23 protein-coding genes and 1 pseudogene are annotated in these 25811 nt (G+C 67.4%); 10 read left to right on the top strand and 14 right to left on the bottom strand.

What is annotated here, in order from left to right:
• Nucleotides 1-101: 101 nt before the first annotated feature.
• The 7 genes and pseudogenes from hflX to dusB all read right to left on the bottom strand — a co-directional run bounded on the left by hflX (nt 102) and on the right by dusB (nt 9192).
• Nucleotides 102-1388 carry a GTPase HflX gene (hflX, locus tag ASE78_RS07015; protein ID WP_056494895.1) on the bottom strand — a complete coding sequence of 429 codons (1287 nt, stop codon included), beginning with the start codon at nt 1386-1388 and terminating at the stop codon, nt 102-104.
• Nucleotides 1385-1888, bottom strand: a pseudogene (gene hfq, locus ASE78_RS07010) (RNA chaperone Hfq); the annotation flags it as partial. The pseudogene hfq and the gene hflX, both read right to left, overlap by 4 nt.
• Before the next feature lie 122 nt (nt 1889-2010).
• The gene (locus ASE78_RS07005) at nt 2011-3393 is read right to left on the bottom strand and encodes a sigma-54-dependent transcriptional regulator (protein WP_056494889.1); all 1383 of its coding nucleotides are present in this window, start codon (nt 3391-3393) and stop codon (nt 2011-2013) included.
• Nucleotides 3390-5654, bottom strand: coding sequence for a sensor histidine kinase NtrY-like (locus tag ASE78_RS07000; RefSeq protein WP_082467042.1), 2265 nt, complete (start codon nt 5652-5654; stop codon nt 3390-3392). Before ASE78_RS07000 ends, ASE78_RS07005 begins: the two co-directional genes overlap by 4 nt.
• A gap of 54 nt (nt 5655-5708) precedes the next feature.
• Nucleotides 5709-7154, bottom strand: coding sequence for a nitrogen regulation protein NR(I) (ntrC, locus tag ASE78_RS06995; protein WP_055757285.1), 1446 nt, complete (start codon nt 7152-7154; stop codon nt 5709-5711).
• Nucleotides 7151-8221: a two-component system sensor histidine kinase NtrB gene (locus ASE78_RS06990; protein ID WP_056494883.1), complete on the bottom strand. Its 1071-nt coding sequence runs from the start codon at nt 8219-8221 to the stop codon at nt 7151-7153. Before ASE78_RS06990 ends, ntrC begins: the two co-directional genes overlap by 4 nt.
• A complete protein-coding gene (dusB, locus tag ASE78_RS06985; protein ID WP_056494880.1) occupies nt 8197-9192 on the bottom strand; it encodes a tRNA dihydrouridine synthase DusB in 996 nt (331 codons plus the stop codon). The genes ASE78_RS06990 and dusB overlap by 25 nt, the downstream gene beginning before the upstream one ends.
• A 91-nt stretch (nt 9193-9283) precedes the next feature.
• On the opposite strand from dusB, the gene ASE78_RS06980 reads away from it, so the two are divergent.
• From ASE78_RS06980 to ASE78_RS06970, 3 genes are read left to right on the top strand one after another with little or no spacing between them, the layout of a single operon-like run.
• Nucleotides 9284-10426, top strand: coding sequence for a bifunctional 2-C-methyl-D-erythritol 4-phosphate cytidylyltransferase/2-C-methyl-D-erythritol 2,4-cyclodiphosphate synthase (locus ASE78_RS06980; protein WP_056494877.1), 1143 nt, complete (start codon nt 9284-9286; stop codon nt 10424-10426).
• Complete coding sequence (locus tag ASE78_RS06975; protein WP_056494874.1) at nt 10423-10941, top strand: hypothetical protein; 519 nt, start codon at nt 10423-10425, stop codon at nt 10939-10941. Before ASE78_RS06980 ends, ASE78_RS06975 begins: the two co-directional genes overlap by 4 nt.
• Before the next feature lie 6 nt (nt 10942-10947).
• Entirely contained in the window at nt 10948-11487 is a 540-nt protein-coding gene (locus ASE78_RS06970; RefSeq protein ID WP_056494871.1) for a CinA family protein, read from the top strand.
• Here ASE78_RS06970 and ASE78_RS06965 read toward each other — a convergent pair.
• Together ASE78_RS06965 and lipA are read right to left on the bottom strand one after the other, a co-directional pair.
• Complete coding sequence (locus ASE78_RS06965; protein ID WP_056494868.1) at nt 11409-11909, bottom strand: type II toxin-antitoxin system RatA family toxin; 501 nt, start codon at nt 11907-11909, stop codon at nt 11409-11411. The two genes, ASE78_RS06970 and ASE78_RS06965, sit on opposite strands and share 79 nt — an antisense overlap.
• Entirely contained in the window at nt 11909-12835 is a 927-nt protein-coding gene (gene lipA / locus ASE78_RS06960) for a lipoyl synthase (protein ID WP_056494864.1), read from the bottom strand. Before lipA ends, ASE78_RS06965 begins: the two co-directional genes overlap by 1 nt.
• A gap of 107 nt (nt 12836-12942) precedes the next feature.
• On the opposite strand from lipA, the gene ASE78_RS06955 reads away from it, so the two are divergent.
• Nucleotides 12943-13569 carry a carbonic anhydrase gene (locus tag ASE78_RS06955; protein ID WP_156351315.1) on the top strand — a complete coding sequence of 209 codons (627 nt, stop codon included), beginning with the start codon at nt 12943-12945 and terminating at the stop codon, nt 13567-13569.
• Nucleotides 13570-13618: 49 nt separating this feature from the next.
• Here ASE78_RS06955 and aspS read toward each other — a convergent pair whose 3' ends face one another.
• On the bottom strand, nt 13619-15415 hold the full coding sequence (aspS, locus tag ASE78_RS06950; protein WP_056495333.1) for an aspartate--tRNA ligase: 1797 nt from the start codon (nt 15413-15415) through the stop codon (nt 13619-13621).
• Between the two features lie 189 nt (nt 15416-15604).
• Here aspS and rnd point away from each other — a divergent pair, with 189 nt between their 5' ends.
• Together rnd and ASE78_RS06940 are read left to right on the top strand one after the other, a co-directional pair.
• On the top strand, nt 15605-16780 hold the full coding sequence (gene rnd / locus ASE78_RS06945) for a ribonuclease D (RefSeq protein ID WP_056494858.1): 1176 nt from the start codon (nt 15605-15607) through the stop codon (nt 16778-16780).
• On the top strand, nt 16777-17145 hold the full coding sequence (locus ASE78_RS06940; protein WP_056494856.1) for an I78 family peptidase inhibitor: 369 nt from the start codon (nt 16777-16779) through the stop codon (nt 17143-17145). The genes rnd and ASE78_RS06940 overlap by 4 nt, the downstream gene beginning before the upstream one ends.
• A gap of 503 nt (nt 17146-17648) precedes the next feature.
• Here the strand turns inward: ASE78_RS06940 and ASE78_RS06935 are convergent.
• Genes ASE78_RS06935 through ASE78_RS06920 form a run of 4 tightly spaced genes read right to left on the bottom strand, consistent with a single transcriptional unit; the run spans nt 17649 to nt 23189 of the window.
• Complete coding sequence (locus ASE78_RS06935; protein ID WP_056495330.1) at nt 17649-19139, bottom strand: Ppx/GppA family phosphatase; 1491 nt, start codon at nt 19137-19139, stop codon at nt 17649-17651.
• A complete protein-coding gene (locus ASE78_RS06930) occupies nt 19139-21319 on the bottom strand; it encodes an RNA degradosome polyphosphate kinase (RefSeq protein WP_056494853.1) in 2181 nt (726 codons plus the stop codon). Before ASE78_RS06930 ends, ASE78_RS06935 begins: the two co-directional genes overlap by 1 nt.
• Nucleotides 21316-21954, bottom strand: coding sequence for a hypothetical protein (locus ASE78_RS06925; RefSeq protein ID WP_055756253.1), 639 nt, complete (start codon nt 21952-21954; stop codon nt 21316-21318). Before ASE78_RS06925 ends, ASE78_RS06930 begins: the two co-directional genes overlap by 4 nt.
• The gene (locus ASE78_RS06920; RefSeq protein WP_056494849.1) at nt 21951-23189 is read right to left on the bottom strand and encodes a hypothetical protein; all 1239 of its coding nucleotides are present in this window, start codon (nt 23187-23189) and stop codon (nt 21951-21953) included. The genes ASE78_RS06925 and ASE78_RS06920 overlap by 4 nt, the downstream gene beginning before the upstream one ends.
• 59 nt (nt 23190-23248) lie before the next feature.
• Here ASE78_RS06920 and purM point away from each other — a divergent pair, with 59 nt between their 5' ends.
• From purM to ASE78_RS06900, 4 genes are read left to right on the top strand one after another with little or no spacing between them, the layout of a single operon-like run.
• Nucleotides 23249-24355 carry a phosphoribosylformylglycinamidine cyclo-ligase gene (gene purM / locus ASE78_RS06915; protein WP_056494846.1) on the top strand — a complete coding sequence of 369 codons (1107 nt, stop codon included), beginning with the start codon at nt 23249-23251 and terminating at the stop codon, nt 24353-24355.
• A gap of 40 nt (nt 24356-24395) precedes the next feature.
• Complete coding sequence (gene purN / locus ASE78_RS06910) at nt 24396-24917, top strand: phosphoribosylglycinamide formyltransferase (RefSeq protein WP_056494844.1); 522 nt, start codon at nt 24396-24398, stop codon at nt 24915-24917.
• Nucleotides 24914-25180, top strand: coding sequence for a hypothetical protein (locus ASE78_RS06905; RefSeq protein ID WP_056494841.1), 267 nt, complete (start codon nt 24914-24916; stop codon nt 25178-25180). The genes purN and ASE78_RS06905 overlap by 4 nt, the downstream gene beginning before the upstream one ends.
• Nucleotides 25177-25779: a hypothetical protein gene (locus tag ASE78_RS06900; RefSeq protein ID WP_056494837.1), complete on the top strand. Its 603-nt coding sequence runs from the start codon at nt 25177-25179 to the stop codon at nt 25777-25779. Before ASE78_RS06905 ends, ASE78_RS06900 begins: the two co-directional genes overlap by 4 nt.
• The last annotated feature ends 32 nt before the right edge of the window (nt 25780-25811 follow it).

The raw sequence follows: 25811 nt of genomic DNA, 5'->3' as shown, positions 1-25811 counted from the left end.
CTGGAGTCACGTGGCTTCGGAAAGATAGGTAGCATTCCGAAACCTGTTCAGCGACTCCCAACGGGTCGTTTTCGGACTCTAACGGACTCCCCGGCCCCGCCCTACCGGGTCAGGAACCGGTCATAGTCCGCCGGCGCCATGCGCACGTCGTATAGCGCCCGCTCCCCGTCGATCCAGTGATCGACGACTTCGCCATGCGCGTGAAGCCATGCGGCGCTTGCGCCATCCTCGGGCGCCAGTGCGATACGGAAGCGGCGATGCCCCTGCGTCAACCGGTCACCGACCGTGCGGACAAGGCGATCGACCCCCTCCCCGGTCAGCGCCGAGAGCGCGACGACGTCATCGCGATGCGCCGCCTCCCCCACCATTTCGATTCGAGTATCCTCATCGAGCAGGTCGAGCTTGTTCCATGCCTCGATGCGCGGCGTGGTTTCGTCCACACCGATCTCACGCAATACCGCCTCGACATCGGCCGCCTGCGCGTCGGTATCGGGGTGTGCCACGTCGCGGACATGGATCAGCAGGTCGGCGGACACGACTTCTTCCAGCGTCGCCTTGAACGCCGCAACCAACTGGGTCGGCAGATCGGAGACGAAGCCCACCGTATCGGACAGGATCGCCTTGTCGATTCCCGGCAACGATATTTGTCGCAGCGTCGGATCGAGTGTGGCGAACAGCAGATTTTCTGCCATCACCCCTGCCCCAGTCAGCCGGTTGAACAGCGTCGATTTACCAGCGTTGGTATAGCCGACGAGCGCCACGACCGGCCACGGCGCGCGCTGCCGCCGATCGCGGTGCAGCGTCCGCGTCCGCGAAACCCCGTCGAGTTCACGCCGCAGCCGCGCCATCCGGTCGCGGATCAGGCGGCGATCGGCTTCGATCTGGGTTTCGCCCGGACCGCCCAGAAAGCCGAAACCACCGCGCTGCCGCTCCAGGTGGGTCCAGCTTCGCACCAGCCGACCGGCCTGATAGTCGAGATGTGCCAGCTCGACCTGCAGGCGTCCTTCGGCGGTCCGCGCGCGTTCGCCGAAGATTTCGAGGATCAGCCCGGTCCGGTCGATCACCTTGCAGCCAAGCCCGGTTTCGAGGTTCCGCTGCTGCACCGGCGTCAGTGCTGCATCGAACACGGCAAGCTGAATGTCCTCGTCCCGCACGATCGCAGCGAGCTGATCGACCTGTCCGCTGCCGATCAGCGTCGCGGGCTTGGGCGCGCGGACGCGGAACGGTACACGGTGCCGGACCTCGACACCGATCGCCAGCGCCAAGCCGGCGGTTTCCTCCAGCCGGGCATCGGCATCACGCACCGACCCGCCCATGTCGGGCAGGACGACGATCGCGCTGGCACCCCGGGTGAATTCCTGCGCGTCGCGATCGAAACCGGTACTCAAGCCTCGTCTGCTCCCAATGCCTGCTCTTCGGCCAAGTTCAACGGATTGGCCGGCTGAATTGTCGATACCGCATGTTTGTAGACCAACTGCGACATGCCGTCGCGCTGAAGCAACATGCAGAACAGGTCGAACGCCGCGATCTGCCCCTGCAGCATCACCCCGTTGACAAGGAACATCGTGACATTCTCACGTGCCTTGCGAACGGCGTTGAGAAAGATTTCCTGCAACGGCGCATTCTTCGACGAATGGTCGGCCGCAGCCTCGATCACCGACGCAAGATCGGCGGGACCGGACGGCATGATCGTCGAAATTGCATGTTTGTAGATGAGTTGCGACTGTCCATCCCGACGCAGGAGCACCGAAAAATTGTCGAACCACGTAACGATGCCCTGAAGCTTTACGCCCTTGACGAGAAACATCGTGACCGGCGTCTTCGACCGGCGCAATGAATTGAGAAACAGGTCCTGAAGTGACCCCTGCCTGTCGGCCATGGCTTGCCCTTGTTCTTGGCGGAACTCTTATTCCGCATAGCGCCGGTATCCGACGCCGGATTGCCGCACCCCTTTGGTGCGGAATTGCAAAATAGGATGCCGGGAACGCGGCGGCAATGTCCAGTAATACGCTATTCGTCGCCGCGCGTTTCGGTGATCCCCAACAGCTTGAGCTTCCGGTGCAATGCCGATCGCTCCATGCCGATGAACGTAGCGGTGCGCGAAATATTGCCCGAGAACCGCCGAATCTGCACTCGCAGATATTCACGCTCAAACGACTCGCGTGCCTCGCGCAGCGGCGACCCCATGATCGCGCTGTTGCTGGCGCCGCCAGTGCCATCTCCGGCGGACCCGAGGACTTCGGGCGGCAACAGGTCGATGTCGATGCGCGCGATGCGGTTGCCCGGCGCCAGAATGACGGTCCGCTCTACCACATTGCGCAACTGGCGGACGTTGCCCGGCCATTCATAGCTTTGCAGCGCGATCATCGCATCGGCCGCCACCTCAGGTGTCGATACGCGGCGTTCGGCGGCGTAATGCGCGACGAAGTGCTCGACGAGCGGCGGAATATCCTCGCGGCGTTCGGCCAGCGACGGGATTTGTACCGGTACGACGTTCAGCCGATAGTAGAGGTCCTCGCGAAAATTGCTGTCGACGATCTCCTGTTGCAGATCGCGCCCCGTTGCCGAGACGACCCGGACATCGACCTTCACCACTCGTGTTCCACCAACGCGGGAGAAGCTCTGATCGGTCAGGACGCGCAGGATGCGCGCCTGCGTCGCGATCGGCATGTCGGCGATCTCGTCGAGGAACAGGGTGCCGCCATGCGCCTGTTCGAGCAGGCCGGGGCGGACGAGATTGCCGGCTTCCTCGACGCCGAACAGTTCCTCGTCGACGCGCTCGGGCGTCATCCGCGCCGCGCTGACGACCACGAACGGCGCCTGCGCGCGCTGGCTCCAGCCATGGAGCAGCCGGGCGGCGACTTCCTTGCCGACCCCCGCCCCGCCGGTAATGAGCACGCGGCTGCCGGTGCCGGCAACCCGCTTCAACGTCGCGCGCACTGCGTTGATCGCGGTCGAACTGCCGGTCAGGTCGTCCTCACGCCCGGCGGAGGCGCGCAGCGAGGCGACCTCGCGCCGCAGCCGTTCGGTTTCGGTCGCACGCTGGACAAGGAACAGCAACCGCTCGGCCTCGAACGGCTTTTCGATGAAATCCACCGCACCGCGGCGGATCGCCGACACGGCGGTATCGATATTGCCATGCCCCGAGATGACCAGCACCGGCAGCGACGGATCGCGCGCCTTCAGTTCGTCGAGCAGTTCCAGCCCGTCAAGCCGCGACCCCTGAAGCCAGACGTCGAGCAGCACCAAGGACGGACGCCGGGCGGCGACCGCTTCCAGCGCGGCGTCGCTGTCGGCGGCGCTGCGTGTGTCATAGCCCTCGTCCTCCAGCACACCGGCGACGAGTTCGCGAATATCGGCTTCGTCGTCGACGACGAGAATGTCGAGTTTCATGACGTAAATCCGGTCCGGGTAAGCATGGGGTGGCGCGTCGTAACCTCCTGCACATTGTCGTCCGCCACCCCGTCGTCGTTCGCCAGCGCGGCGAGCATCACGGGGTCGAGGATGATGGAAACGATCGTCCCTCCTCCGGGACGGTCGACGAACGATATGGTTCCGAAATGTTCTTCGACGATCTTGCGGACGATAGCCAGCCCCAGCCCGGTGCCGCCCTTGCGCGTCGTCATATAGGGTTCGACGATCCGGTCGCGCTCGGCGGGCAGGCCGATGCCGTTGTCGCTGGTGTCGATCCGCAGATGGCCATTCGCCATCACCCGAACGTCGATCGCGATGCGGCCACGCGGTGCATTTTCTCCGCGTACGGCAACGGCTTCGGTCGCATTCTTGACGATGTTGGTCATCGCCTGCGCCATTTGCCGCCGATCGCACACAAGGGTGGCCGGGCCGTCGTTTTCCAGCACGAAGTCGATTTCGGGATGGGCGACTTCGTGGAGGAACAGGCTTTGCCGCGCGAGTTCGGTGATCGATTCGCTGCGGAACACCGGTTTGGGCATCCGCGCGAACGACGAAAATTCATCGACCATCCGCCGCAGGTCGCCGACCTGCCGGACGATCGTCTCGGTCAGGCGGGCGAAGGTGCCGTCGTCGGCGATCAGCTTCGATCCATAGCGGCGCTGGAGCCGCTCGGCAGCAAGCTGGATCGGGGTCAGCGGGTTCTTGATCTCGTGCGCGATCCGCCGCGCCACGTCGGACCACGCCGCGCGGCGCTGGTCGAGCAATTGCTGGGTGATGTCGTCGAAGGTCAGGATATGCTGGCCGTCGTCGCGGGTAATGTGGACCGCGAGCGTCTTGGCCTCGCCCGCCGCCGCCAGTTGGATGGTCGCGTCCTGCTTGTCGCCCGCCAGCAACTGATCGAGCTCGGGGGCGACCTCGCGCAGCGACCGGCCGGCGAGCGGAGCCGGACCGGTCTTGAGCAGCGCCGTCGCCGAGCTGTTGGCGAGCCGGATCGTACCATCGCGCCCGACCGACACCACACCGGCGCTGACACCCGACATCACCGCCTCGATCAAGGCGCGGCGGCTGTCGATCTGGGCATTGGCCGCAACCAGCTCGCCGGTCTGTTCCTGCAACCGTTCGGTCATGCTGTTGAACGCGCTGGCGAGCGTGGCGATCTCGTCCTTCTTGCGCTTGCCGGGTTCGGCCACGCGCGCGGTCAGATCGCCGTCGGCGATGCGCCGTGCCGCGCCGACCAGTGCGCCGACCGGGCGGACCAGCCGGTCGGCGACCGCCAGCGCGACGAACACCGCCAGCCCGACGATCAGCAACGACACGACGAACAGCGCGACATAGAGCCGCAACTGGACGACGCGCGACCGATCAAGCAACGCATTGTAATCCGACAGGATCGCCCGGGTACGATCACGCCGGTCGGTATAGGTCTTGAGGTCGAGATCGCGCCCCGAATAGAGCAGATAGGGTGTGTTGGGGATTCGCGTCACTGACTGGACCATGCCGTCACGTTCGCGAACGTCGCTGCGTTTGCCCTTGCCCAGCGCTGTCACCGATCGTGGATCGATGCTCCAGCGCAGCGGCCCCTCGTAAATCGAGGCGGAGGCGAGCGAGACGGGGCGGCCGTCGGCCGGAATTTCGAACAGCACCGAATCGGTCAGGCCGCGCGCGCTGATGCTCTGCTGATAGATGATCCCGAACATCGGATCGGACGGCTTGTAGCGATTGACGAACAGCATCCGCTGGATGTCGGACGCGACCGCGACGTTCTGCGCATCGACCGAGTTCAGGAAATCATTGTAGGACGACTGGGCGACCGATTGCGCATTCTCGAAAATGCCGCGCGCGCGCTCGGACGACCAGAATTCGGCGACGACCTGAAACCCGAACGACGCGCCGACCGTCACCAGCAGCAACGGCACGCTGGCGAGGATCGAGAACAGCGCGACCAGCCGGACGTGCAGCGTACCGGTGCCGCCGATTTCGGAACGTGCCGCGCGGCGCATCGCGACCCGGCGACCGGCGAGCACCAGCAACGCCATCGCGGGGATAAGGTTGGCGACCAGCAACCCCGCCATCTGTTCGGGTGGCGGCAGGCTCTTGCGGGCGTCCTGCGTGCCGTCGATCAGGAAATAGCTGCCGATGCCGATCGCCAGCGCCACGGCCAGCACGATCAGCTCGATCGCCGGGAACCAGCGCGCCGAACTGCGTGGGGCGCGATCCGCTTCCATCAACGCTGCAACCATAGTTGCCGTTTTACAACATTCGCGCGGCAACGCACGTCAAATCGCTTACGTGCGTTATCGTTCGTTCTGATAGGGGCGCAGTGCCGGATCGATGCCCAGATCGTCGAGCCGCTTGCGCAGCGTGTTGCGGTTCAGCCCCATCGCCTTGGCCGCGCGCAACTGGTTGTTACCGTGGCGGTCGAGCATCGCTTCGATCAGCGGGCGTTCGACATCGGCGATCAGCCGGTCGTAGAGCGTGCCGTTTTCCAGCGTCACCGGCTCCTCGCGCGCGATGCGGCGCAGCCAGCCGCGTACCGCTTCGTGCAGGTCGATGTCGACGGCGGGGGGACGCAGGCCACCCTCGCCCAGCGCGCCGCGCAGTTCGCCGGCCTCGATCGTCGTGTCACGGCCGAGCACCGCCAGCCGCCGCATCAGATTTTCGAGTTCGCGCACGTTGCCGGGCCAGTCATGCGCCTCGAGCAGCGCCAGCGCCTCGGCCGACAGCGTTTTGCGGGGTAGCCCTTCCTGCCCGGCGCGGTCGAGGAAATGGCGGGCCAAGAGCGCCACGTCCTGCCGTCGTTCGCGTAAGGGTGGGAGCGCGATCGGCACGACGTTCAGCCGGTAGAACAGGTCCTCGCGGAACTGGCCCGACTGGACCTGCGCCGCCAGCGTCTTGTTGGTCGCCGCGACGATGCGCACGTCGGCACGGATCACCCGCGCGCCGCCGACGCTGGTGAACTCGCCCGATTGCAGCACGCGCAGCAGCCGGGTCTGCGCGTCCATCGGCATGTCGCCGATCTCGTCGAGGAACAGCGTGCCGCCCGCCGCCTGTTCGAACTTGCCGGCCGATCGTTGCGCCGCACCGGTGAAGGCGCCGCGTTCATGGCCGAACAGTTCGGCCTCGATCAGTTCGCGCGGGATCGCGGCCATGTTGAGCGCGATGAACGGCGCACGGGCACGGCGACCGAGATCGTGGATCGCCCGGGCGACCAGTTCCTTGCCGGTCCCCGATTCCCCCGTCACCAGCACGGTCAGGTCGGTGGCGACGACGCGGGCGATCACGCGGTACACGTCCTGCATCGCAGCGGACCGGCCGATCAGCGGCAGGGATGCGTCGATCGAATCGACGGGTGCCTCGTCGGGGCCACGCCGCCGCCGGGCGAGCGCGCCGCGCACCGCCAGCGCCAGCGTGTCGAGGTCGAACGGCTTGGGCAGATAGTCGAACGCTCCCGCCTCGGTCGCGCGGACCGCCGTGGTCAGCGTGTTCTGCGCCGACAGCACGATGACCGGCAGGTCGGGCATTTCGGCGGCGAGCGCAGTCGCATGTTCGAGGCCGTCGCCATCGGGCAGCACCACGTCGGTCACGAGCACGTCGGGCGCCTCGGCCCGCAACTGCGCCCGCAACTGCCCGAGGGTCGCGACCGACTGGACCACATGCCCCTCGCGGCGGAGCGCCTGCGCCACGACCGTGCGGATCGCGGCATCGTCGTCGCACAGCAGGATACGCGCCGGTTGGGTCATGCGCGCGGCAACCGGATACGGAATATGGTCCATTCGGGATCGCCCTCGCGCGCATAGCCCACGGTTCCGCCCATCTCCGCCATCAGTTTCTCCACCATCGGCAGGCCGAACCCCCTGCCCTCACGCTTGCCCGATACGAACGGTTCGAACAGATGCCCGGCGATGTCGCTCGGCGCGCCGGGGCCGTTGTCGCCGACGCTCAGCTCGATCGGCACCGCCCGCCGTGCGCCACCGCCGACGCCGTGCGACATGCCGTGGCGATAGGCGGTGCCGACCACGATCCGTGGATCGGGGGTGTCCGCCAATGCCTCGGCGGCGTTCTTGAGCAGATTGACCAGCACCTGGACAAAGGCATCGCGATCGATCCGCACCGGCGGCAGCGACGGGTCGAACCGCTCCTCGATCACGATGCCGCGCGCGAAGCCGGCGGTGGCGAGCTGCACCGCATGGGCGATCACCGGATAGATGTTCTGCACGGTCAGCTCGCGCGGGCGGGCGTCGGTGAAATCCTCCATCCGGTCGATCAGCGCGGCGATCCGATCGACCTCGGTGATGATGAGGTCGGTCAGGACGCCACGGTCGTCGACCTCGTCGGCCAGCAACTGCGCCGCGCCGCGAATGCCCGACAGCGGGTTCTTGATCTCATGGCCGAGCATTGCCGCCGCTCCGGCCGCCGCCCGTGCCCCGGCGGCACGCGGCGCGGCGGGCATGGCGCGCAGGCCATAGAGCATGACGATCCGCCACGGCGATCCGTGCCCGGCCGGTGTTTCGTGGAAATCGGCGCGCAGCCTGCCCCCACGCCGCAACCGCAACTCGCATTCGTAGCTGGCAAAACCATGTCCGTCGCGCTGATCGCCATAGCCCGGCGGCAGCGTGATGATCTGCGACAGCGACAACCCGCGCATCGAGCGATCGGAGAGGTTCAGCAGCAGTTCGGCGGCGCTGTTGGCGTGGGCGACGCAGCCCGCCTCGTCCAGCACGATCGTCGCGACGGGCAGCGCCGCGAACAGATCGGCGAACGGCGGCGCGCCCTCGGCGGCGCTCAGGCCGCCGCGCGCGAGCACCACGGCGCATAGAAATCGGCGAGCATGGCAAGGACGGTGCGGGCGTCCGGTTGCTGGTTCACCTTGTTGCGGAACTCGGCCGATCCGTGCAGCCCCTTGGTGTACCAGCCGATGTGCTTGCGCATCATGTTGACGCCGGTTTCCTCGCCATAATGGTCGAGCATCATGTGATAATGCTCGACGATCAGATGATATTGCTCCTCGATCGACGGATCGGCTGGTTCGGCCCCGCCCGACAGCGCGGCCATGACCTGCGCCAGCAGCCACGGCCGGCCATAGGCACCGCGCCCAATCATCACCCCGTCCGCGCCGGACTGCGCCAGCGCGGTGCGGGCGTCGTCGACCGAGCAGATGTCGCCGTTGACGATCACCGGCACCTTGACCGCGTCCTTCACGCTGGCGACGAACGCCCAGTCGGCGGTGTCACGGTACATCTGGTTGCGGGTGCGGCCATGGACCGTGACCATCCGCGCGCCGAGATCCTCGGCGATGCGCGCCAGTTCGGGGGCGTTGAGGCTTGCATGGTCCCAGCCCATCCGCATCTTGACGGTGACGGGAACGTCGACCGCCTTCACCACCGCCGCGATCAGATCGGCGGCGAGCGGCAGGTCGCGCATCAGCGCCGATCCGGCATCGCCGTTCGTCACCTTGCGCACCGGGCAGCCCATGTTGATGTCGATGATCGCCGCGCCCTTGTCCTCGGCCAGCTTCGCCGCCTCGCCCATCTCGAACGGCGTGCAGCCGACGAGCTGCATCGACACCGGCTCTTCCGCCGGGTCCCACATCGCCTTCTGGATCGACTGGCGCGTCTCGCGGATCGCCGCCTGGCTGGCGATCATTTCGGTGACGTTGAGGCCCGATCCATGCCGCCGCACCATCTTGCGGAACGGCAGGTCGGTGACACCGGTCATCGGCGCGAGGATCACCGGCGTGTCGATCACGACATCACCGATATGGATGGGAGCGAGGGTCATGGGAACTGCCTGAAAATCGGGCAGGCTTTACCCCAAACCATGGGCAAGGGCAAGGCTGGCGGCGGGCGGCGGCTTGGGCTAGGCGGCTGCGATGCAGACCGGACCTACCGTCGCCCTCATCGTCGCTGCCGGACAGGGCAGTCGATCGGGCAGCAGCACCCCGAAACAATATAGCGCCATCGGTGGCCGGGCGATGATCGCCCATGCCCATGCCGCACTGGCGGCGCATCCGGCGATCGACGAGGTCGTCGTGGTCATCGGCGAGGGCCAGCAGGCGATGCTGGCGGCGGCCATCGGCGAGGTGCGCCACGTCATCGGCGGCGCGACCCGGCGGGAAAGCGTCGCCGCCGGGCTGGCGGCGATCGGCGATGCGGCGCGGGTGCTGGTCCATGACGCCGCCCGGCCGTTCGTTCCGGGCGCGGTGATCGACCGGCTGCTCGCCGCGCTCGACCATCTGCCCGGCGCGATACCGGTGCTGCCGGTCGCCGATACGCTGGCGCAGGCGGGCGAGGTGCTGGGCGACGTCGTGCCGCGCGCCGGGCTGGTGCGGGTACAGACGCCGCAGGCGTTCGACGTCGCTGCGCTTCGCGACGCGCATGCCGCATGGGACGCGGGCGTGGAGGCGACCGACGATGCGCAGATGCTGCGCGCGATCGGGCTGGACGTCGCGACCGTCGAAGGAGACATCATGCTCGACAAGATCACCTATCCCGCCGACTTCGCGGCGGCCGAGGCGCGGATCGCGCCCACGCTCGTATCGCGCAGCGCCACCGGCTACGACGTTCACCGGCTGGAAGCGGGCGAGGAATTGTGGCTGGGCGGGGTGCTGATCCCGCACGATCGCGGACTGTCGGGGCATAGCGATGCCGATGTCGCGCTGCATGCGATCACCGATGCGTTGCTCGGCACGATCGGCGCGGGCGATATTGGCACCCATTTCCCGCCGAGCGATGCGCGGTGGCGCGGGGCGGCGTCGGACCAGTTCCTCGCCCGTGCCGCGTCGCTGGTTCGGGCGGAGGGCGGCGTCCTCGACTTCGTCGACCTGACGCTGATCTGCGAAGCGCCCAAGATCGGCCCGCACCGCGCGGCGATGCGGGCGCGGATCGCGGCCATCCTCGGCCTCACCGAGAAGCAGGTCAGCATCAAGGCGACGACGAGCGAGCGGCTGGGCTTCACCGGCCGCAAAGAGGGTATCGCCGCACAGGCGATCGCGACCGTGCGGGTGCCGGCATGAGGCGCATCGCCGCCGCCATCGCCCTGTTCGCGACGACCGGTGCGGCGCAGGCGCAGACCTCCGCTGCCTGCGTCACCCCGGCCGAGGCCGAGGCACTGGTACTGTTCGTCGCGCCCGACCTGATCCGTCAGGCCGGAACCCGCTGCGCGACCGCGCTGCCGGCAACCGCCCTGATCCGCCGGACGAGCGGACCGTTCCTCGCCCGCTACGAAGCGGAAACCGAAGGTGCCTGGACCCAGGCCAAGGCGGCGCTGTCGCGCCTCACCGCGCCACAGGCGATCCAGTTGCTCGATTCCAGTTTCGCCGCGCCGATCGTGTCGTCGATCATCGCACCGATGGTCGTCGGCAACATCGATCCGGCCGACTGCCCCCGGATCGAACGTGCCGCGATGCTTGTCCAGTCGCTTCCCCCGCGCAACGTCGCCGGGCTCATCGTGCTGTTCGCGCAGATCGATGCCGACAGCCCCCGTCCCCAGATGCGGTTGCCGCTATGCGGCACGCGCCCCCGGAACTGAGACATTATGGATACCATTCTTCCCGCCGAACTGGTTGCCGCCGCCCGCCGCGTGGTGGCGGCCAATCGCGCCGTCGGCCGTCGCGTGACGCTGGCGGAGAGCTGCACCGGCGGCCTCGTCGCCGCCGCGATCACCGAAATTCCGGGATCGTCGGAAATCTTCGACACCGGCTTCGTCACCTATTCGAACGAGGCCAAGACCGCGCAGGTGCGGGTCAGCTCGGACGTGCTCGAAACCTTTGGCGCGGTGTCGGTCGCGACCGCGTGGAGCATGGCGCAAGGTGCGCTGGAAGCGTCCGATGCCGATGTCGCGGTCGCGATCACCGGGGTTGCCGGGCCGGGCGGCGGATCGGAAAAGAAGCCGGTCGGCACCGTCGTGTTCGCGCGGGCCGAAAAGGGTGGCGATCCGGCGAAGGTCGTCGCCGACCTGCGCCATTTCGGCGATCTCGGCCGGGGTGGCGTCCGGCTTCAGGCGGCGCTGTGCGCGCTCGAACTGCTGCTGCCGCCCGACGAAGCGTCGGAAGAACCCGTCGCCGAATCGCCGTAAAGCGCCGCGGCGCGTTCCTCGAACGCGCCGATCATCTTGCGCAGCGCACGGTCGAACACCTGCCCCGCCAGCATCTCGAACACGCGGTTCTTGAACTGGAAGTCGACGCAGAATTCGACCAGCGTACCGCCCTGCCCGTCGGGCTTGAAGCGCCAATCGTTGTTCAGATATTTGAGCGGTCCGTCGAGATAGTCGACGCGAATATGGTCCGGCCGTTCCTTTTGCACCTTCGAGGTGAAGCTTTCGCGCAGGCCCTTGAAGCCGACGATCATGTCGGCGACCATTTCGGTCTCGCTCGACGAACGCACCCGGATCGCGCTGACCCATGGCAGGAACTCGCCATAGCGCGCGACGTCGGCGACCAGATCGAACATATGCTCGGGGCTGTAGGGCAGATGGCGGGTTTCGGTATGCTTGGGCATCAGACGCGGACAACGCCCAGCTTCGCGTCGCGGTTCGTGCGCATCCGTTCGAAATCGTCGCCGGCGTGATAGCTCGACCGTGTCAGCGGCGAGGAGGCGACCAGCAGGAACCCCTTGGCCCGCGCGATCGCGGCATAGGCGTCGAATGCCTTGGGGGTCACGAAATCGATCACCTTGGCATGGCGCGGCGTCGGCTGGAGATACTGGCCCATCGTCAGGAAATCGATGTCGGCGGAGCGCATGTCGTCCATCACCTGATGCACCTCCAGCCGCTCTTCGCCGAGCCCCAGCATGATGCCCGATTTGGTGAAGATCGACGGGTCAAGCTTCTTGACGCTCTCCAGCAACCGCAGCGAGGCATAATAGCGCGCGCCCGGCCGGATCGTCGGATAGAGGCGCGGCACGGTTTCGAGATTGTGATTGTAGACGTCGGGACGCGCCGCGACGATCGCCTCAACCGCCGCTTCGTGCTTGTTGCGGAAATCGGGGGTGAGAATTTCGATCGTCGTCGTCGGATTCGCGGCGCGGATCGCCTGAATCACCTTCACGAACTGGCTGGCGCCGCCATCGGGCAGGTCGTCGCGATCGACCGAGGTGATGACGATATGGTTCAGCCCCATCGCCGCTGCCGCCTCGGCGACATGCTGCGGCTCCATCGGATCGACCTTGCGCGGCATGCCGGTCTTGACGTTGCAGAAGGCGCAGGCGCGGGTGCAGGTGTCGCCGAGGATCATGACGGTCGCGTGCTTCTTCGACCAGCATTCGCCGATGTTCGGGCAGGCCGCTTCCTCGCAGACCGTCGTCAGGCTTTTCGAGCGCATCAGCGCGCGGGTTTCGGCCACGACCTTGCCGGTCGGGGCTTTCACGCGAATCCAGTCGGGCTTGCGTTCACGCTGCGGGCGGGGGAGCGGCGACATTTCGTTCATGGGCCCCAGATAGCGATCCGCGAGGAAACGAACAACCGCCTGCAACGTTCGCGCGCGCCGTGCGTCTGTGGCCGTGAGGGAAAAACCTAACGTATGATGGAGATTCTTTGATGCACTTCAGCGACCTCAAGGAAGGCTATTTCCGCTTCCGGGGCAACGAGTGGCAGCAGGAGCGCGAGCGCTGGAGCGAACTGGCGACCGGCCAGAGTCCCAAGGTGATGGTGATCGCCTGTTCGGACAGCCGCGTCGATCCCGCGACCATCTTCGGCGCGCGGCCGGGCGAGATTTTCGTGGTGCGCAACGTCGCCAATCTGGTGCCGCCGTTCGAGGATGACGGGGGCCGCCACGGCGTGTCCGCCGCGCTCGAATTCGCGGTGACGAAGCTGGAGGTCGAGGAAATCCTCGTTCTCGGCCACGGGGCGTGCGGCGGCGTCAACGCCTGTCTGACGCAGGCGCTCGCCAATACCAAGCCCGGCGAAGGCGGGTTCGTTGCCCATTGGATCGACCTGCTGGACGGAGCGCGCGAGAAGGTGGTCGCCGAACACGGCACCGGTCCCGAGGGGCAGAAGGCGCTGGAACAGGAAGGCGTCAAGGTGTCGCTGACAAACCTGATGACCTTCCCGTTCGTCCGCGAGCGGGTCGAGGCCGGTACGCTCAAGCTGCACGGCGCGGTGTTCGCGATCGACGACGGGCGGCTGCGCGTGCTCGAAGGCGAGAAGTTCGAGAACGCCTGACCGTAACTGCGCCGGGCAGGAAGCTCCCGCCCGGCGCACCTCAACCGGATCAGCCCTCCTTGGGGCCGTCCGCCGTCACGCGGATGTTCAGTTCGCGAAGCTGCTTCGGCGTCGCGTAGTTCGGCGCACCCATCATCAAATCTTCCGCCTTCTGCGTCATCGGGAAGGTGATGACCTCGCGGATGTTCGGCTCGTCGGCCAGCAGCATCACGATACGATCGACGCCCGGTGCCGAGCCGCCGTGCGGCGGTGCCCCGAACTTGAAGGCGTTAATCATGCCCGCGAAGTTCGTGTCGACGTCCGCCTGCGTATAGCCGGCGATCTCGAACGCCTTGTACATGATTTCCGGGCGATGGTTACGGATCGCGCCCGACGACAATTCCACGCCGTTGCAGACGATGTCGTACTGATAGGCAAGAATATCGAGCGGGTTCATCGTCTCCAGCGCGTCCATCTCGCCTTGCGGCATCGAGAAGGGGTTGTGGCTGAAATCGACCTTCTTGGCGTCCTCGTCATATTCGAACATCGGGAAGTCGACGATCCAGCAGAATTCGAAGCGCTTGTCGTCGATTAAGCCGAGCGTATCGGCGACGCGGGTGCGGGCAAGCCCGGCGAGCCTTGCCGCCTGCGCTTCCTTGCCGGCGGCGAAGAATACGCCGTCGTCGGGACCGAGGCCAAGCGCCTCGGAGATCTTCGCCATGCCTTCGTCGCCATGGTTGTTGGCGATCGGGCCGCCCCACTTTCCGCCCTTGCGCGTGGCATAGCCGAGGCCGGCGAAGCCCTCGCCCTGTGCCCAGGCGTTCATGTCGTCGAAGAACTTGCGGCTCTTGTCGGCGGTCCCGGGGGCCGGAATCGCGCGGACGACGTCGCCGCCTTCCACGATCGAGGCGAAGCGGCCGAAGCCCGAACCCCGGAACAGCTCCGACACGTCGGTGATGATGAGCGGGTTGCGCAGGTCGGGCTTGTCATTGCCGTATTTCAGCATCGATTCGCGGTAGGGGATGCGCTGGAACGGCAGCGGACTGACGGTGCGGCCCTTGCCCTGCCAGTTGGCATATTCCTCGAACACGCCGTGCAGGACGGGTTCGATCGCGGCGAACACGTCTTCCTGCGTGACGAAGCTCATCTCGAAATCGAGCTGGTAGAATTCACCCGGCGAGCGATCGGCGCGGGCATCCTCGTCGCGGAAGCAGGGCGCGATCTGGAAATAGCGGTCGAAACCCGCGACCATCAGCAACTGCTTGAACATCTGCGGCGCCTGCGGCAGCGCGTAGAACTTGCCCGGATGGACGCGGCTGGGAACCAGATAATCGCGCGCGCCCTCGGGGCTGCTCGCGGTCAGGATCGGGGTCTGGAATTCGGTGAAGCCCTGATCGATCATCCGGCGGCGCAGCGACGCGATGACGTTCGAGCGCAGCAGGATGTTCGCGTGCAGCCGCTCGCGCCGCAGGTCGAGGAAGCGATAGCGCAGGCGGATGTCTTCGGGGTATTCGGCCTCGCCCGCCACCGGCATCGGCAGTTCCTGCGCGGCCGATTGCAGCGTGGCGGCGCGGGCATAGATTTCGATCGCGCCGGTCGCGAGGTTGGGATTCTTCGTCGCGTCCGAACGCGCCTTGACCGTGCCGTCGATCGTCAGCACCGATTCGGTCCGCGCGGCATCGAGCAGCGCGAGTGCCGGGCTGTCGCTGTCGGCCACGATCTGGGTAATGCCATAATGGTCGCGCAGATCGATGAACAGCACGCCGCCATGGTCGCGCTTGCGATGGACCCAGCCCGACAGGCGGACGGTATCGCCCTCGTTCGCGTCCGTAAGCTGGCCGCAGTTATGGGTGCGATAGGCGTGCATCAGAACGTAACCCTGCTTGGTCGTCATTCCCGCGGAGGCGGGAATCCATAGCCGCTGACGGCGCGGCTCTCACGCGAACCTGCGTCTATGGATCCCCGCCTGCGCGGGGATGACGGATTAATCCGTTGCCGCGCGCTTCCCCTTCCAACCCCCTTTTGTCAAGGCGCGCGAGGCTGCTATGCGGGCGGGATGCATATCCATCCGTTGATCGAGGACAGCGCGACCCTCGCCACCCTCTGCGCCCGCCTCGCCCAGTCCGATTTCGTGGCGGTCGACACCGAATTCATGCGCGAGAACAGCTATTGGCCCGAACTCTGCCTGATCCAGATCGCCAACGCGGAAGAAGCCGCCGCGATCGATCCGATGGCACCGGGGATCGACCTGAAGCCGCTGCTCGACTTGATGACCGACAATGACGAGGTGCTGAAGGTCTTCCACGCCGGCGGACAGGACATCGAGATCGTCTATAACCTGACCGGCAAGACCCCCTTTCCGATGTTCGACACGCAGGTGGCGGCGATGGCGCTGGGTCAGGGCGAGCAGGTCGGCTATTCCAACCTCGTCGATGCCTATCTGGGCATCGTCGTCGACAAGGGTGCGCGGTTCACCGACTGGTCGCGGCGGCCGCTCGACGACCGGCAGATCGACTATGCGATCGCCGATGTGACGCATCTTTCGGTGATCTTTCCCAAGATGCTCGCCAAGCTCCGGCGGACGGGTCGCGGGTTATGGCTGGACGAGGAGATGGAGCGGATCGGCAATCCGGCCAATTACTTCAACGATCCCGAAACGGTGTGGCAACGCATCCGCGTCAACAGCCGCAAGCCCGACGTACTCGGCCGGTTGAAGGCGCTGGGCAAGTGGCGCGAACTGGAAGCTCAGGGCAAGGACCTGCCGCGCGGGCGGATCGTCAAGGACGAGACGGTCGCCGATCTGGCGGCCAATCCGCCGCGCAAGCAGGCCGATCTGGCCAAGGTGCGCGGCCTGTCGGCGGCATGGGCGCACAACGACATTGGCGCGCGGATGATGACCGCGCTGGCCGAGGCGAAGCCGCTGACCGCCGAGGAAATGCCGGGGCGTGACGAGCGCAAGCCGGCGCTGGGCAAGGAAGGCGCATTGGTTGCCGACCTGTTGAAACTGCTGCTGAAAATCCGCGCGAACGAGATCAAGGTTGCCGCGCGGCTGCTGGCGCGATCGGACGATCTGGAGGCGCTGGCCGCCGGGCAGCGCGACGGGCTGGCAATATTAGACGGGTGGCGGTTCGAGCAGTTCGGGCGCGACGCGCTGGCGCTGGTCGAGGGTCAGCTCGGGTTCACGGTGCTGGGCGGAAAGTTGAAGATGACACGAGCGGAGGTCGTCGAATGAAGCGGGTTGCCCTCATCGGATTGATGCTGGTGGGTTGTGCGCCAAGTGCCCCGGATGCGCCGCCCCCGCCGCCACGGCGGGTCGCGCCGCCGCAGGCCGTGATGCCGCCGGTGATCCCGGCTCCGCCCGGCGACGAGGCAGCCGAGGTCCAGCCGATGACGCCGTGCCGGATCGAGGCAGCCGCCGGCCTGATCGGCAAACCCTTGACCCCGGCGGTGCAGGCCGAGGCACAGGCGAAGGTCGGCGCGCGGAGCGTGCGGGTGATCGGGCCGGACCATAACGCCATCACCATGGACTATCGCCCTGACCGGCTGAACATCGAGCTCGACTCGAGCCGCAAAATCCTGCGGCTTCGCTGCGGGTGATGGCAAAGTTTACAAAGTTTACACTATAGCGCGTTTCGACCGGTTTGCGGTTTGACGGGGCGGCGGTTTCCCAGGGCCGATCGACATTCCTTCGCGCGTCGTCACCCCGGACCTGTTCCGGGGTTCACTTGGCCGCAAATGCGGTCAATCGAGGCTCAAGCCGTACCGATTGCCGAGCCGTGGACCCCGGAACAAGTCCGGGGTGACGAAAGGGGCGGCTGTTTCGGCCGAAAATGACGAAGATTGGCCGGAAATGCGGAATGTGGACCGCCCTAGGCGGGAAGCCATAGACGTAACGGGCTCGGTTCGATCACCGGCATCGGCGTGTATGGATTCCCGCCTTCGCGGGGGTGACGTTGGGGTTCGGGGGTAAATTCCCTCTGCAAAAACGGAATATCGATCCGCGCAGGGAAAACGCCCGCCCCTTCCGGGACGGAGAATACAGGGGGCGGACGAGTCAACGAGCGTCCCGACCTTGGCATACCGCCTGCCCTGTAGGACAGTCAGCGCGTTACCAGCGCCGCTTCCATGCCGAGCGCAGTCGCGAGCGCCTTGTGGCGCTTCTGCACCGCTTCGCCATACAGCGAGGCATCCGCCCCGGTGACGAGCAGTTCGACGCCGCCGGCTCCGCGCCGCAGGGCGGTGCGCTTGAGCGGGGCGGCCACCCCGCCGCTCAGCCGTTGGCCCAGCCGCATCGCAAGGCCCCAGCGGCGCGCGATCGCCAGCGCGTCGGGCGGGGCAAGGCGGCCGAGCGGTTCGGGCGTGTCGCTGCCGCCGCCAAGGCAACAATGCAGCGCCTGCGCGACGATCGCACGGCCAGCGGCGTCGACCGCGACCCAGTTGCCGTGCAGCGCGATCTCGACACCGCGTTCGGCACGAAATTCGGGGTTGGCATGCCAGCCCACATCGGCGAGCAGACAGGCGGTATGACGCAGCCGGACCATCGCCGGATCGTCCTGCGGGAACAGCGGCGCGATCCAGCGGTGCAGCAGGTCGCCATGTTCGGCGAAACGGCCCTGCCGCGCGCCTTCGTCATGCGCGGCGACCAGCAGCGGGTCGGTCGCGCGGACCTTGGCGGGCAGCGCGGCGTAGAGCAGCCCTTCGCGCAGGCCATAGGCGGAAATGACGGTGGTGGCGCAGCCGAGGTGGCGCACCGCATAGGCGAGCACGGCGGCGGCATGGTCCAGCGTCGGCACCCGCCCGCCCGACAGGTTCGGCACCAGCCTCAGGTCGGCGCGCGGCATCTCGGCGAGCAGCTTGCGCAGTGCGGATATGCGCGCGGGCGACAGCGCATAGCCATGCGCGATCGGCAGCGGATAGCCGGTCAGGTGCATGTCGAGCCGGGCGAGCGCGCGCCACGATCCGCCGACGAGGTAGAGCGGCAGCCCCTGCCCCTGCCCGGTCCAGCCGGCCGCCGCGATCATCCGGGCGACCGTGCGGTCGAGTTCGCCCGCCCCCTTCGCGCGGATCGCGCCGAGGCGCAGCACGCCCAGCGGGAAGGAAACGCGCTCGCCGAGCTGACCGTCCTTCACCCGGACCAGTTCGAGGCTGCCGCCGCCCAGATCGCCGACGATGCCGTCGGCCTGCGGAATGGCGGAGAGGACACCGTGGCCGGCGGCCTGCGCCTCTTCCTCGCCCGACAGGATTTCGACGGTGAGGCCGGCGGCGTGCGCCAGCGCGATCAGCTCCGCGCCATTGGCGGCATCGCGCACGGCGGCGGTGGCGACGGTGCGGACGCGCGGCACCGCCATCTCGCGCGTCAGCCATGCGAAACGCTCCAGCGCGGCGCGCGCCGCCGCCATCGCGTCGGCATCGATCGCGCCGGTGCCGGCGAGCGCGCGGCCCAGCCCGGCCAATACCTTTTCGTTGAACAGGATCGCCGGGATACGCTCCGGCCCGCCATAGACGACCAGCCGGATCGAGTTCGAACCGATGTCGACGATTGCGCTGTGCGCGATCGAGGTCGGCGTGCTTCCCGGCCAGCCCAACCCCATCAGAGCGTGCCGCCGCGTGCCGCGCGCCATGCGCGGAGCGACAGTTTCTGCGGGCTCATCGCCGCCCCGCTCTCGATCGCGGCGCCGCGGCCCGACAGCGAGGGATTGGTCATGAAGTAACGATGGAGGTTGAACGGCCGGTCGCCCTTCGCCACGCGGCGATAGCTGCCGTCGGCGCGCAATTCCCAAGTCTGTTCGGTGTCGAGCAGGTTGGCGACCATCACCTGATCGAGCACCTGGTCGTGGACGGTCGGGTTGGTGATCGGCAACAGATATTCGACGCGGCGATCGAAGTTGCGCGGCATCCAGTCTGCCGAGGAAACATAGACCAGCGCATCGTCGTTGGGCAGCGCCTGCCCCCCGCCGAAGCAATAGATACGGCTGTGTTCGAGAAAGCGGCCGACGACCGACTTGACGCGGATATTCTCCGACATGCCTGGAACCCCGGGGCGCAGGCAGCAGATGCCGCGCACGATCAGGTCGATCTGCACCCCCGCCGCCGATGCTTCGTAGAGCTTGTCAATCAGCGCGGGGTCGACCAGCGAATTCATCTTGAGCCAGATCGACCCCTGCCCGCCGGCCCGCGCGGTCTGGATCTCGCCCTCGATCAGCGCTTCCAGCCGGTCGCGCAGGTCGCGCGGGGAAATGGCGAGCTGTTGCAGCGCCTGCGGTTCGACATAGCCAGTGATGTAGTTGAACACCTGCGCGGCATCGCGCCCGATCGCCGGATCGGCGGTGAAGAAGCTGAGGTCGGTATAGATGCGCGCGGTGATCGGGTGATAGTTGCCGGTGCCGAAGTGGCAGTAGGTGCGATACCCCTGTTCCTCGCGCCGGACGACCATCGAGATCTTGGCGTGGGTCTTCCATTCGATGAAACCGTAGACGACCTGCACCCCGGCGCGTTCGAGGACCGAGGCGAGGTTGAGATTCTGTTCCTCGTCGAAGCGCGCCTTCAGTTCGACCACCGCCGTCACCGACTTGCCCGCCTCGGCGGCGGCGACCAGCGCGGCGACGATCGCCGATTGCTTGCCGGCGCGGTAGAGCGTCTGCTTGATCGCGACGACATCGGGGTCGGCCGCCGCCTGTTTGATGAAGGCGATGACGACGTCAAACGTCTCGTACGGATGGTGGACGACGATGTCCTTGGCGCGGATTGCCGCGAAACAGTCACCGCCATATTCACGGATGCGTTCGGGAAAGCGGGGGCTGAACGGCGGGAATTTCAGGTCGGCGCGATCCTCGGCGACCAGCATCGACAGGTCGCCGATGGCGAGGAAGCCGCCGGTTTCGGTCATCACCGCATCGCTGCCGGTCATTTCCTCGCGCAGCAGTTCGATCATCTCGTCGGAGATGCCCGATTCGATCTCCAGCCGGATGACGCGGCCGCGCCGCCGTCGCTTGATGGCGGTGCGGAAATACAGGACGAGGTCCTCGGCTTCCTCCTCCAGTTCGATGTCGCTGTCGCGAATCACCCGGAAGGCGGCGGAGGCGCGCACGGTGTAGCCGGGGAAGAAAAGCCCGGAGAAATGGCGCAGGATCGTCTCGATCGCGACATAACGCGCCGCCTTGCCCGGCAGGCGCACGAAGCGCGGCATGGCGGGCGGGAGCAGCACGACTTCGCGCACCTCGACCTCGTCCGATCGGCGAATGAGATCGAACAGCAGCGCCGAGCCGAGGTTGGGGATGAACGGGAACGGGTGCGCCGGGTCGAGCGCCTGCGGGGTCAGCACCGGGAACACCTGTTCACGGAAATAGCGTTCCAGCCACACCTCGGCATCGCCGGTGATCGCATCGGCCCCCAGCACGGTGACGTCGGCCGCCGCCAGATCGGTCGCGATGTCGCGCCAGATGCGTTGCTGGCTATCGACCAGTTGCGCGGCGTCGGCGACGATCGCCTCCAATTGCTGGGTCGGGGTCAGGCCGTCGGGCGATTCGTGGCCGACCTCCTGCGCCTGCTGCCCCTTCAACCCGGCCACGCGGACCATGAAAAATTCGTCGAGGTTGGTCGCCGAGATCGAGAGGAAGCGGAGGCGTTCGAGCAGCGGATGGGCGGCGTTGCACGCCTCGTCCAGCACGCGGCGGTTGAATGCCAGCCACGACAGCTCGCGGTTGAAATAGCGCGCTTCGGGCACGGCGGCGACGGTCGATCCGGCGGGGACGTCGGTCTGCAACTCGGTCATGCGGCGGAGTCCGTCAGGAGCGTGGTACGACCGAGCGCGGTGCGCACGGCGGGAACGGTCAAAAGGCGCGTCGAGCGCAGCATCGCATCTTCCTCCAATGCCTCGACAACGCGAAGCACGGCGAGATGGCTCCGGTCGACGCGGCGGGCGAGCCAGCGCACCAGATCGGGCGCGACTATCAATTCCTTCCTGTCGAAGAGATGTTGCAGCAGCGTTTCGATCAGCAGATCGTCGGGCGCATCAAGCCGGACGACCGGGGTCGCGGCGATACGGGTGCGCAGGTCGGGCAGCTCGATCTTCCACACCGGCGGCGTGGCATCGGCGACGATCAGCAGCGGCCGCCCCTCCGCCTGCGCCTGATTCCACAGGTGGAACAGGTCGATCTCGTTCATCCGTTCGGCATCGTCGGCGATCATCCCGCCGCTGCGCGCGGCGAACATCCGCGCCAGCAGCGTGCGGCCCGATTTGCGCGGGCCGATCAGGACCGCCGCCATCACCGGCCACAGCCCCCAATTGTCGAGGAACTGGACCGCTTCGCGGTTGGAGGGACTGACGAGGAACCGGTCTTTCCGCGCGCCGGGCGGCAGGTCGAGCGTGAAGCTCATCTGGGCGGGACCGTTGGCGGGGCCGCTCATCCGCCGGCCGGAGCCGGTGGTGTCGGGGCCGCGCGACGGCGGATGCGTAGCGCGCCGTCGCCGCCCTGCACCTGCCAGCCGCGCGCTTCGAGGGCTGCCGACAGGATCGCGGGATCGCCATCGAAGGTGACGCGCAACACCGATACACCGCCCAGCGCGAGGCTGGAGGTGATCGCGCTGCGCACACCCGGAATGGCGCGGAACGCTGCTTCGGTCGATTCGACGGCGGCGGCGGTGGGCGTGTCGGCCTGCACCGACAGGGTGACGAAGGTATCGACGGGCGTCGGGGTCGGCACCGGCGCGGCGGGATTGACCGGTACGGGGGCAAGCGGATCGGCCAGCGGGTTCTCGACCGGTGCAGGCGTGCCCGGCGGCGCGGCGTTCAGCGCCATATCGGGCCGCAGCGTGCCATCGCGCAGCGCCTGCTGGTACAGCGAATCGATTCGCCGCACGCCTTCGTCGAGCAGCGCGGGAATCGCATCGGCCTGTTCGACACGCAGCGCGAAGCGGCCAATCAGCCGGTTGTCGGGACCATAGCCGGCGGTGAAGGTGCCGACGACCGGCCCACCGGGCCATTGCCGCTCCAGCCGGACCTGCGGGACCAGCACGTCCGACGCGCCATATTGGTTGAGCACGGTGCGCCACCAGCCGCGCCCCCGCCGCGTCACCTGCCCCGCATTCAACAGCAGCGCGTCGCCGCCGGTGCCATTCGGGCGAACATAGTCGACGGTGCTGCCGCCGGTGCGGAAGCGCGCCCATGCCGCTTGCCACGGCGTCGCCCGTTCGAACGCGGTGCCGGTGCCACCGTCCCAGATCAGCGGCACGACGAGCATCGCCGGGCTGCGTTCGGCGACGCCGGCGATGCCGAGGATCGATGCGGCCCGCCCCCGGTCGAACAGGACGCCGAGACGCGCGACATAGCGGTTGGGGCCGATCTGCTCGCTCTCCACCACGATCGCGTCGACCAGCGAATCAAGCGTGCCGTCGGGCAGCGTCTGCGCCGATCCGGTCAGCCGCTGCGACAGCATCTGCCAGCCCCGACGCTGCGCGAGGCGCCAGCCGGTGGTGCGGGCCACGTCTGCGGTGGGGCCGGCGACGTCGACGCGGACGCCGTTCACCTCGAAGGTGCCCGAGCTGTCGACGGCGGCGACTCCGCCCTGCGCCACGACCGCGCCGGTCGCGACCATGCCCAAGAGGGCGGCGGCGAGCAGGCGGTGGCGGGTTTGCAGCGTCATGCGCGCCTTTTGACGAAGCAGGCGTGGAAATCCAAGCGCGATGTGGCTAACCGGCTCCCATGAGCAATGAAGGCGACCGCGGCGGCGGCTATACCTACGCACAGGCAGGGGTTTCGATCGCGGCGGGCAACGCGCTGGTCCGCGCGATCGGACCGCTCGCGAAATCCACCCGGCGGCCCGGCGCGGATGCCGAACTGGGCGGATTCGGCGGGGTGTTCGATCCCAAGGCGGCGGGGTTCAAGGACCCGCTGCTGGTCGCGGCGAACGACGGCGTCGGCACCAAGCTGAAACTGGCGATCGAGCATGATGCCCACGACGGCGTCGGTATCGACTTGGTCGCGATGTGCGCCAACGACCTGATCGTGCAGGGTGCCGAGCCGCTGTTCTTCCTCGACTATTACGCCAGCGGCAAACTGGTCGCGGACACCGCCGAGCGGGTCGTCGCCTCGATCGCCGAGGGGTGCCGGCAGGCGGGCTGCGCGCTGATCGGCGGCGAGACGGCCGAGATGCCCGGCATGTATGCCGATGGCGACTATGACCTCGCCGGCTTCTGCGTCGGCGCGGTCGAGCGCGAACAGTTGCTGACCGGTGACAAGGTGGGCGTGGGCGACGTGATCCTCGGCATCGCCTCCTCGGGCGTGCATAGCAACGGTTTCTCGCTGGTGCGCCGGCTCGCGACGGACCGGGGGTGGAAGCTCGACCGGCCGGCGCTGTTCGATCAGGACGTGATGCTGATCGACGCGCTGATGGCGCCGACCAAAATCTATGTGAAGCCGCTGCTGCCGCTGCTCCGCGCCGGGCGCATCCATGGCCTCGCGCATATCACCGGCGGGGGGTTGCTGGAGAATATCCCGCGCGTGTTGCCCGAGGGCGCGCATGCCGTGGTCGATGCCGATGCGTGGGAACAGCCGCGATTGATGGCGTTCCTCCAGGCGCAGGGCAATATCGAGCCCGAGGAAATGGCGCGGACATTCAACTGCGGCATCGGCATGGTGCTGCTGGTGTCGGCCGACACCGCCGACTCGGTCGCCGCCGATCTGGCCGCCGCCGGCGAAAGCGTGGTGCGGATCGGCACCGTCGAGGCGGGCGAGAAGGGCTGCACCGTCAAGGGCAGCGTGGAGACGTGGAGCGCGCGGGCGGCATGGAGCGCGACGCATCTTGGCTAGGCATAAGGTCGGCATCCTGATTTCGGGACGGGGATCGAACATGGCGGCGCTGGTCGCCGCCGCGCAGGCCCCCGATTGCCCGTATGAAGTCGTGCTGGTCGCGTCGGACAAGCCCGATGCCGCCGGACTGGCGCATGCCGCCGCGCGCGGCATCGCGACCTTCGCCCATTCGCCCAAGGGGATTCCCAAGGCGGAATATGAAGCGGCGATCGACAGCGAATTGCGTGCGGCGGGCGTCGAGACGATCGCGCTGGCGGGCTATATGCGGCTGCTCTCGCCCGGCTTCGTCGCGGCGTGGCGCGACCGGATCGTCAACATCCACCCCTCGCTGCTGCCCCGGTACAAGGGGCTCGACACGCACGCGCGGGCGATCGCGGCGGGGGATGCCGAGGCAGGGTGTTCGGTGCATGTCGTCACCGAGGAACTGGATGCCGGGAGCATATTGGCGCAGGCGCGCGTTCCGATCCTGCCCGACGATAGCGCGGACACGCTGGCGGCGCGGGTGCTGGCGGAAGAGCATCGGCTCTATCCGCGAACCTTGGCGGAGTATGTGACGCGATGAACGAATTGCTGGACCGGGTACGCGAAACCGCCCTGCTGCTGCCGGGCGCGGCGGAACAGGGCGACGGTGACGACCACGCATTCTGTGTCGAGGGCGAGCCGTTCGCGCGGGCGGATGGCGACGCGCTGTCGGTGCGAACCGCCGATGGCTGGACGCCGGTATCGGTCGAGGGTGACGTCGACTGGCGGCTGGTCGAGGACGCCATCGCGCGCGGATGGGAACTGACCGCGCCGCGCGATCTGCTGGAGGCCGGCGGGCGGTGAGCGAGGCCGACGAAGCCCGCGCGCAGCGTCGCCGCTGGATCACGCTGGCCGAAGGCGTGGCGGTGGCGGGCGTGGTGATCGGTGGGCTGACGCTGTGGAACAACGTGTCCGAACGGCGCAGCGTCGACGCCGATCGCGCGGCGGCCAGCGCCTCGGCGGCGAAGGCCAAGAACGCGCTGGCGATCGTCGCCACGCCGGCCGGGGGTGGCGATCGGCTGACCCTGAGCGCCGCCGACCGGCGGATCGAGCGGATCGCGGTGCGCTTCCCGCCCGCATTGAAGGTGTCCGAGCGGACGGCGGTGGGCGATGTCGCGATCGACGTCGACTGGGTGCGCGCGCCGCTGCTGGCGATCACCGATGGCGGCAAGGATGACCTGGAGGGGCGATTGCCGGTCGAAGTAACCGCGACATGGTTCGATGGCGACAATGAGCGGCAGTCGAGCGCGATCTATGACCTCGTGTTCGCGACCGAGGGGCGGATGATCGGCGGGCGGTCGTTGCGGTTGAAGGCGCTGGCCCGGCGTGAAGCGGCGAACGGTGGCGTCGGGCGGCGGCTCGATACGTTGTGGGCGGCGGAGCTGGGGCGGTTGGCGGGGTAGCTTCTCCTGCCTCATCGTCATTCCCGCGAAGG

This window comes from Sphingomonas sp. Leaf25 (assembly GCF_001421635.1).
Lineage (GTDB): Bacteria > Pseudomonadota > Alphaproteobacteria > Sphingomonadales > Sphingomonadaceae > Sphingomonas.
The sequence above is the reverse complement of the archived record's forward strand: the minus strand, read 5'-3'. Positions and strand labels throughout refer to the sequence as shown.

Bases quoted from the DNA above. Each gene is read 5' to 3' on its own strand.
- ASE78_RS07000 (WP_082467042.1), bottom strand. From the start codon at position 5,654: ATGGTTGCAGCGTTGATGGAAGCGGATCGCGCCCCACGCAGTTCGGCG.
- purM (WP_056494846.1), top strand. From the start codon at position 23,249: ATGAGCAATGAAGGCGACCGCGGCGGCGGCTATACCTACGCACAGGCA.
- ASE78_RS06935 (WP_056495330.1), bottom strand. From the start codon at position 19,139: ATGGGGTTGGGCTGGCCGGGAAGCACGCCGACCTCGATCGCGCACAGC.
- ASE78_RS06905 (WP_056494841.1), top strand. From the start codon at position 24,914: ATGAACGAATTGCTGGACCGGGTACGCGAAACCGCCCTGCTGCTGCCG.
- rnd (WP_056494858.1), top strand. From the start codon at position 15,605: ATGCATATCCATCCGTTGATCGAGGACAGCGCGACCCTCGCCACCCTC.
- ASE78_RS06980 (WP_056494877.1), top strand. From the start codon at position 9,284: ATGCAGACCGGACCTACCGTCGCCCTCATCGTCGCTGCCGGACAGGGC.
- ASE78_RS06940 (WP_056494856.1), top strand. From the start codon at position 16,777: ATGAAGCGGGTTGCCCTCATCGGATTGATGCTGGTGGGTTGTGCGCCA.
- ntrC (WP_055757285.1), bottom strand. From the start codon at position 7,154: ATGACCCAACCGGCGCGTATCCTGCTGTGCGACGACGATGCCGCGATC.
- dusB (WP_056494880.1), bottom strand. From the start codon at position 9,192: ATGACCCTCGCTCCCATCCATATCGGTGATGTCGTGATCGACACGCCG.
- lipA (WP_056494864.1), bottom strand. From the start codon at position 12,835: ATGAACGAAATGTCGCCGCTCCCCCGCCCGCAGCGTGAACGCAAGCCC.
- aspS (WP_056495333.1), bottom strand. From the start codon at position 15,415: ATGCACGCCTATCGCACCCATAACTGCGGCCAGCTTACGGACGCGAAC.
- ASE78_RS06970 (WP_056494871.1), top strand. From the start codon at position 10,948: ATGGATACCATTCTTCCCGCCGAACTGGTTGCCGCCGCCCGCCGCGTG.
- ASE78_RS07005 (WP_056494889.1), bottom strand. From the start codon at position 3,393: ATGAAACTCGACATTCTCGTCGTCGACGACGAAGCCGATATTCGCGAA.
- ASE78_RS06975 (WP_056494874.1), top strand. From the start codon at position 10,423: ATGAGGCGCATCGCCGCCGCCATCGCCCTGTTCGCGACGACCGGTGCG.
- purN (WP_056494844.1), top strand. From the start codon at position 24,396: ATGGCGGCGCTGGTCGCCGCCGCGCAGGCCCCCGATTGCCCGTATGAA.
- ASE78_RS06925 (WP_055756253.1), bottom strand. From the start codon at position 21,954: ATGAGCGGCCCCGCCAACGGTCCCGCCCAGATGAGCTTCACGCTCGAC.
- ASE78_RS06920 (WP_056494849.1), bottom strand. From the start codon at position 23,189: ATGACGCTGCAAACCCGCCACCGCCTGCTCGCCGCCGCCCTCTTGGGC.
- ASE78_RS06965 (WP_056494868.1), bottom strand. From the start codon at position 11,909: ATGCCCAAGCATACCGAAACCCGCCATCTGCCCTACAGCCCCGAGCAT.
- ASE78_RS06930 (WP_056494853.1), bottom strand. From the start codon at position 21,319: ATGACCGAGTTGCAGACCGACGTCCCCGCCGGATCGACCGTCGCCGCC.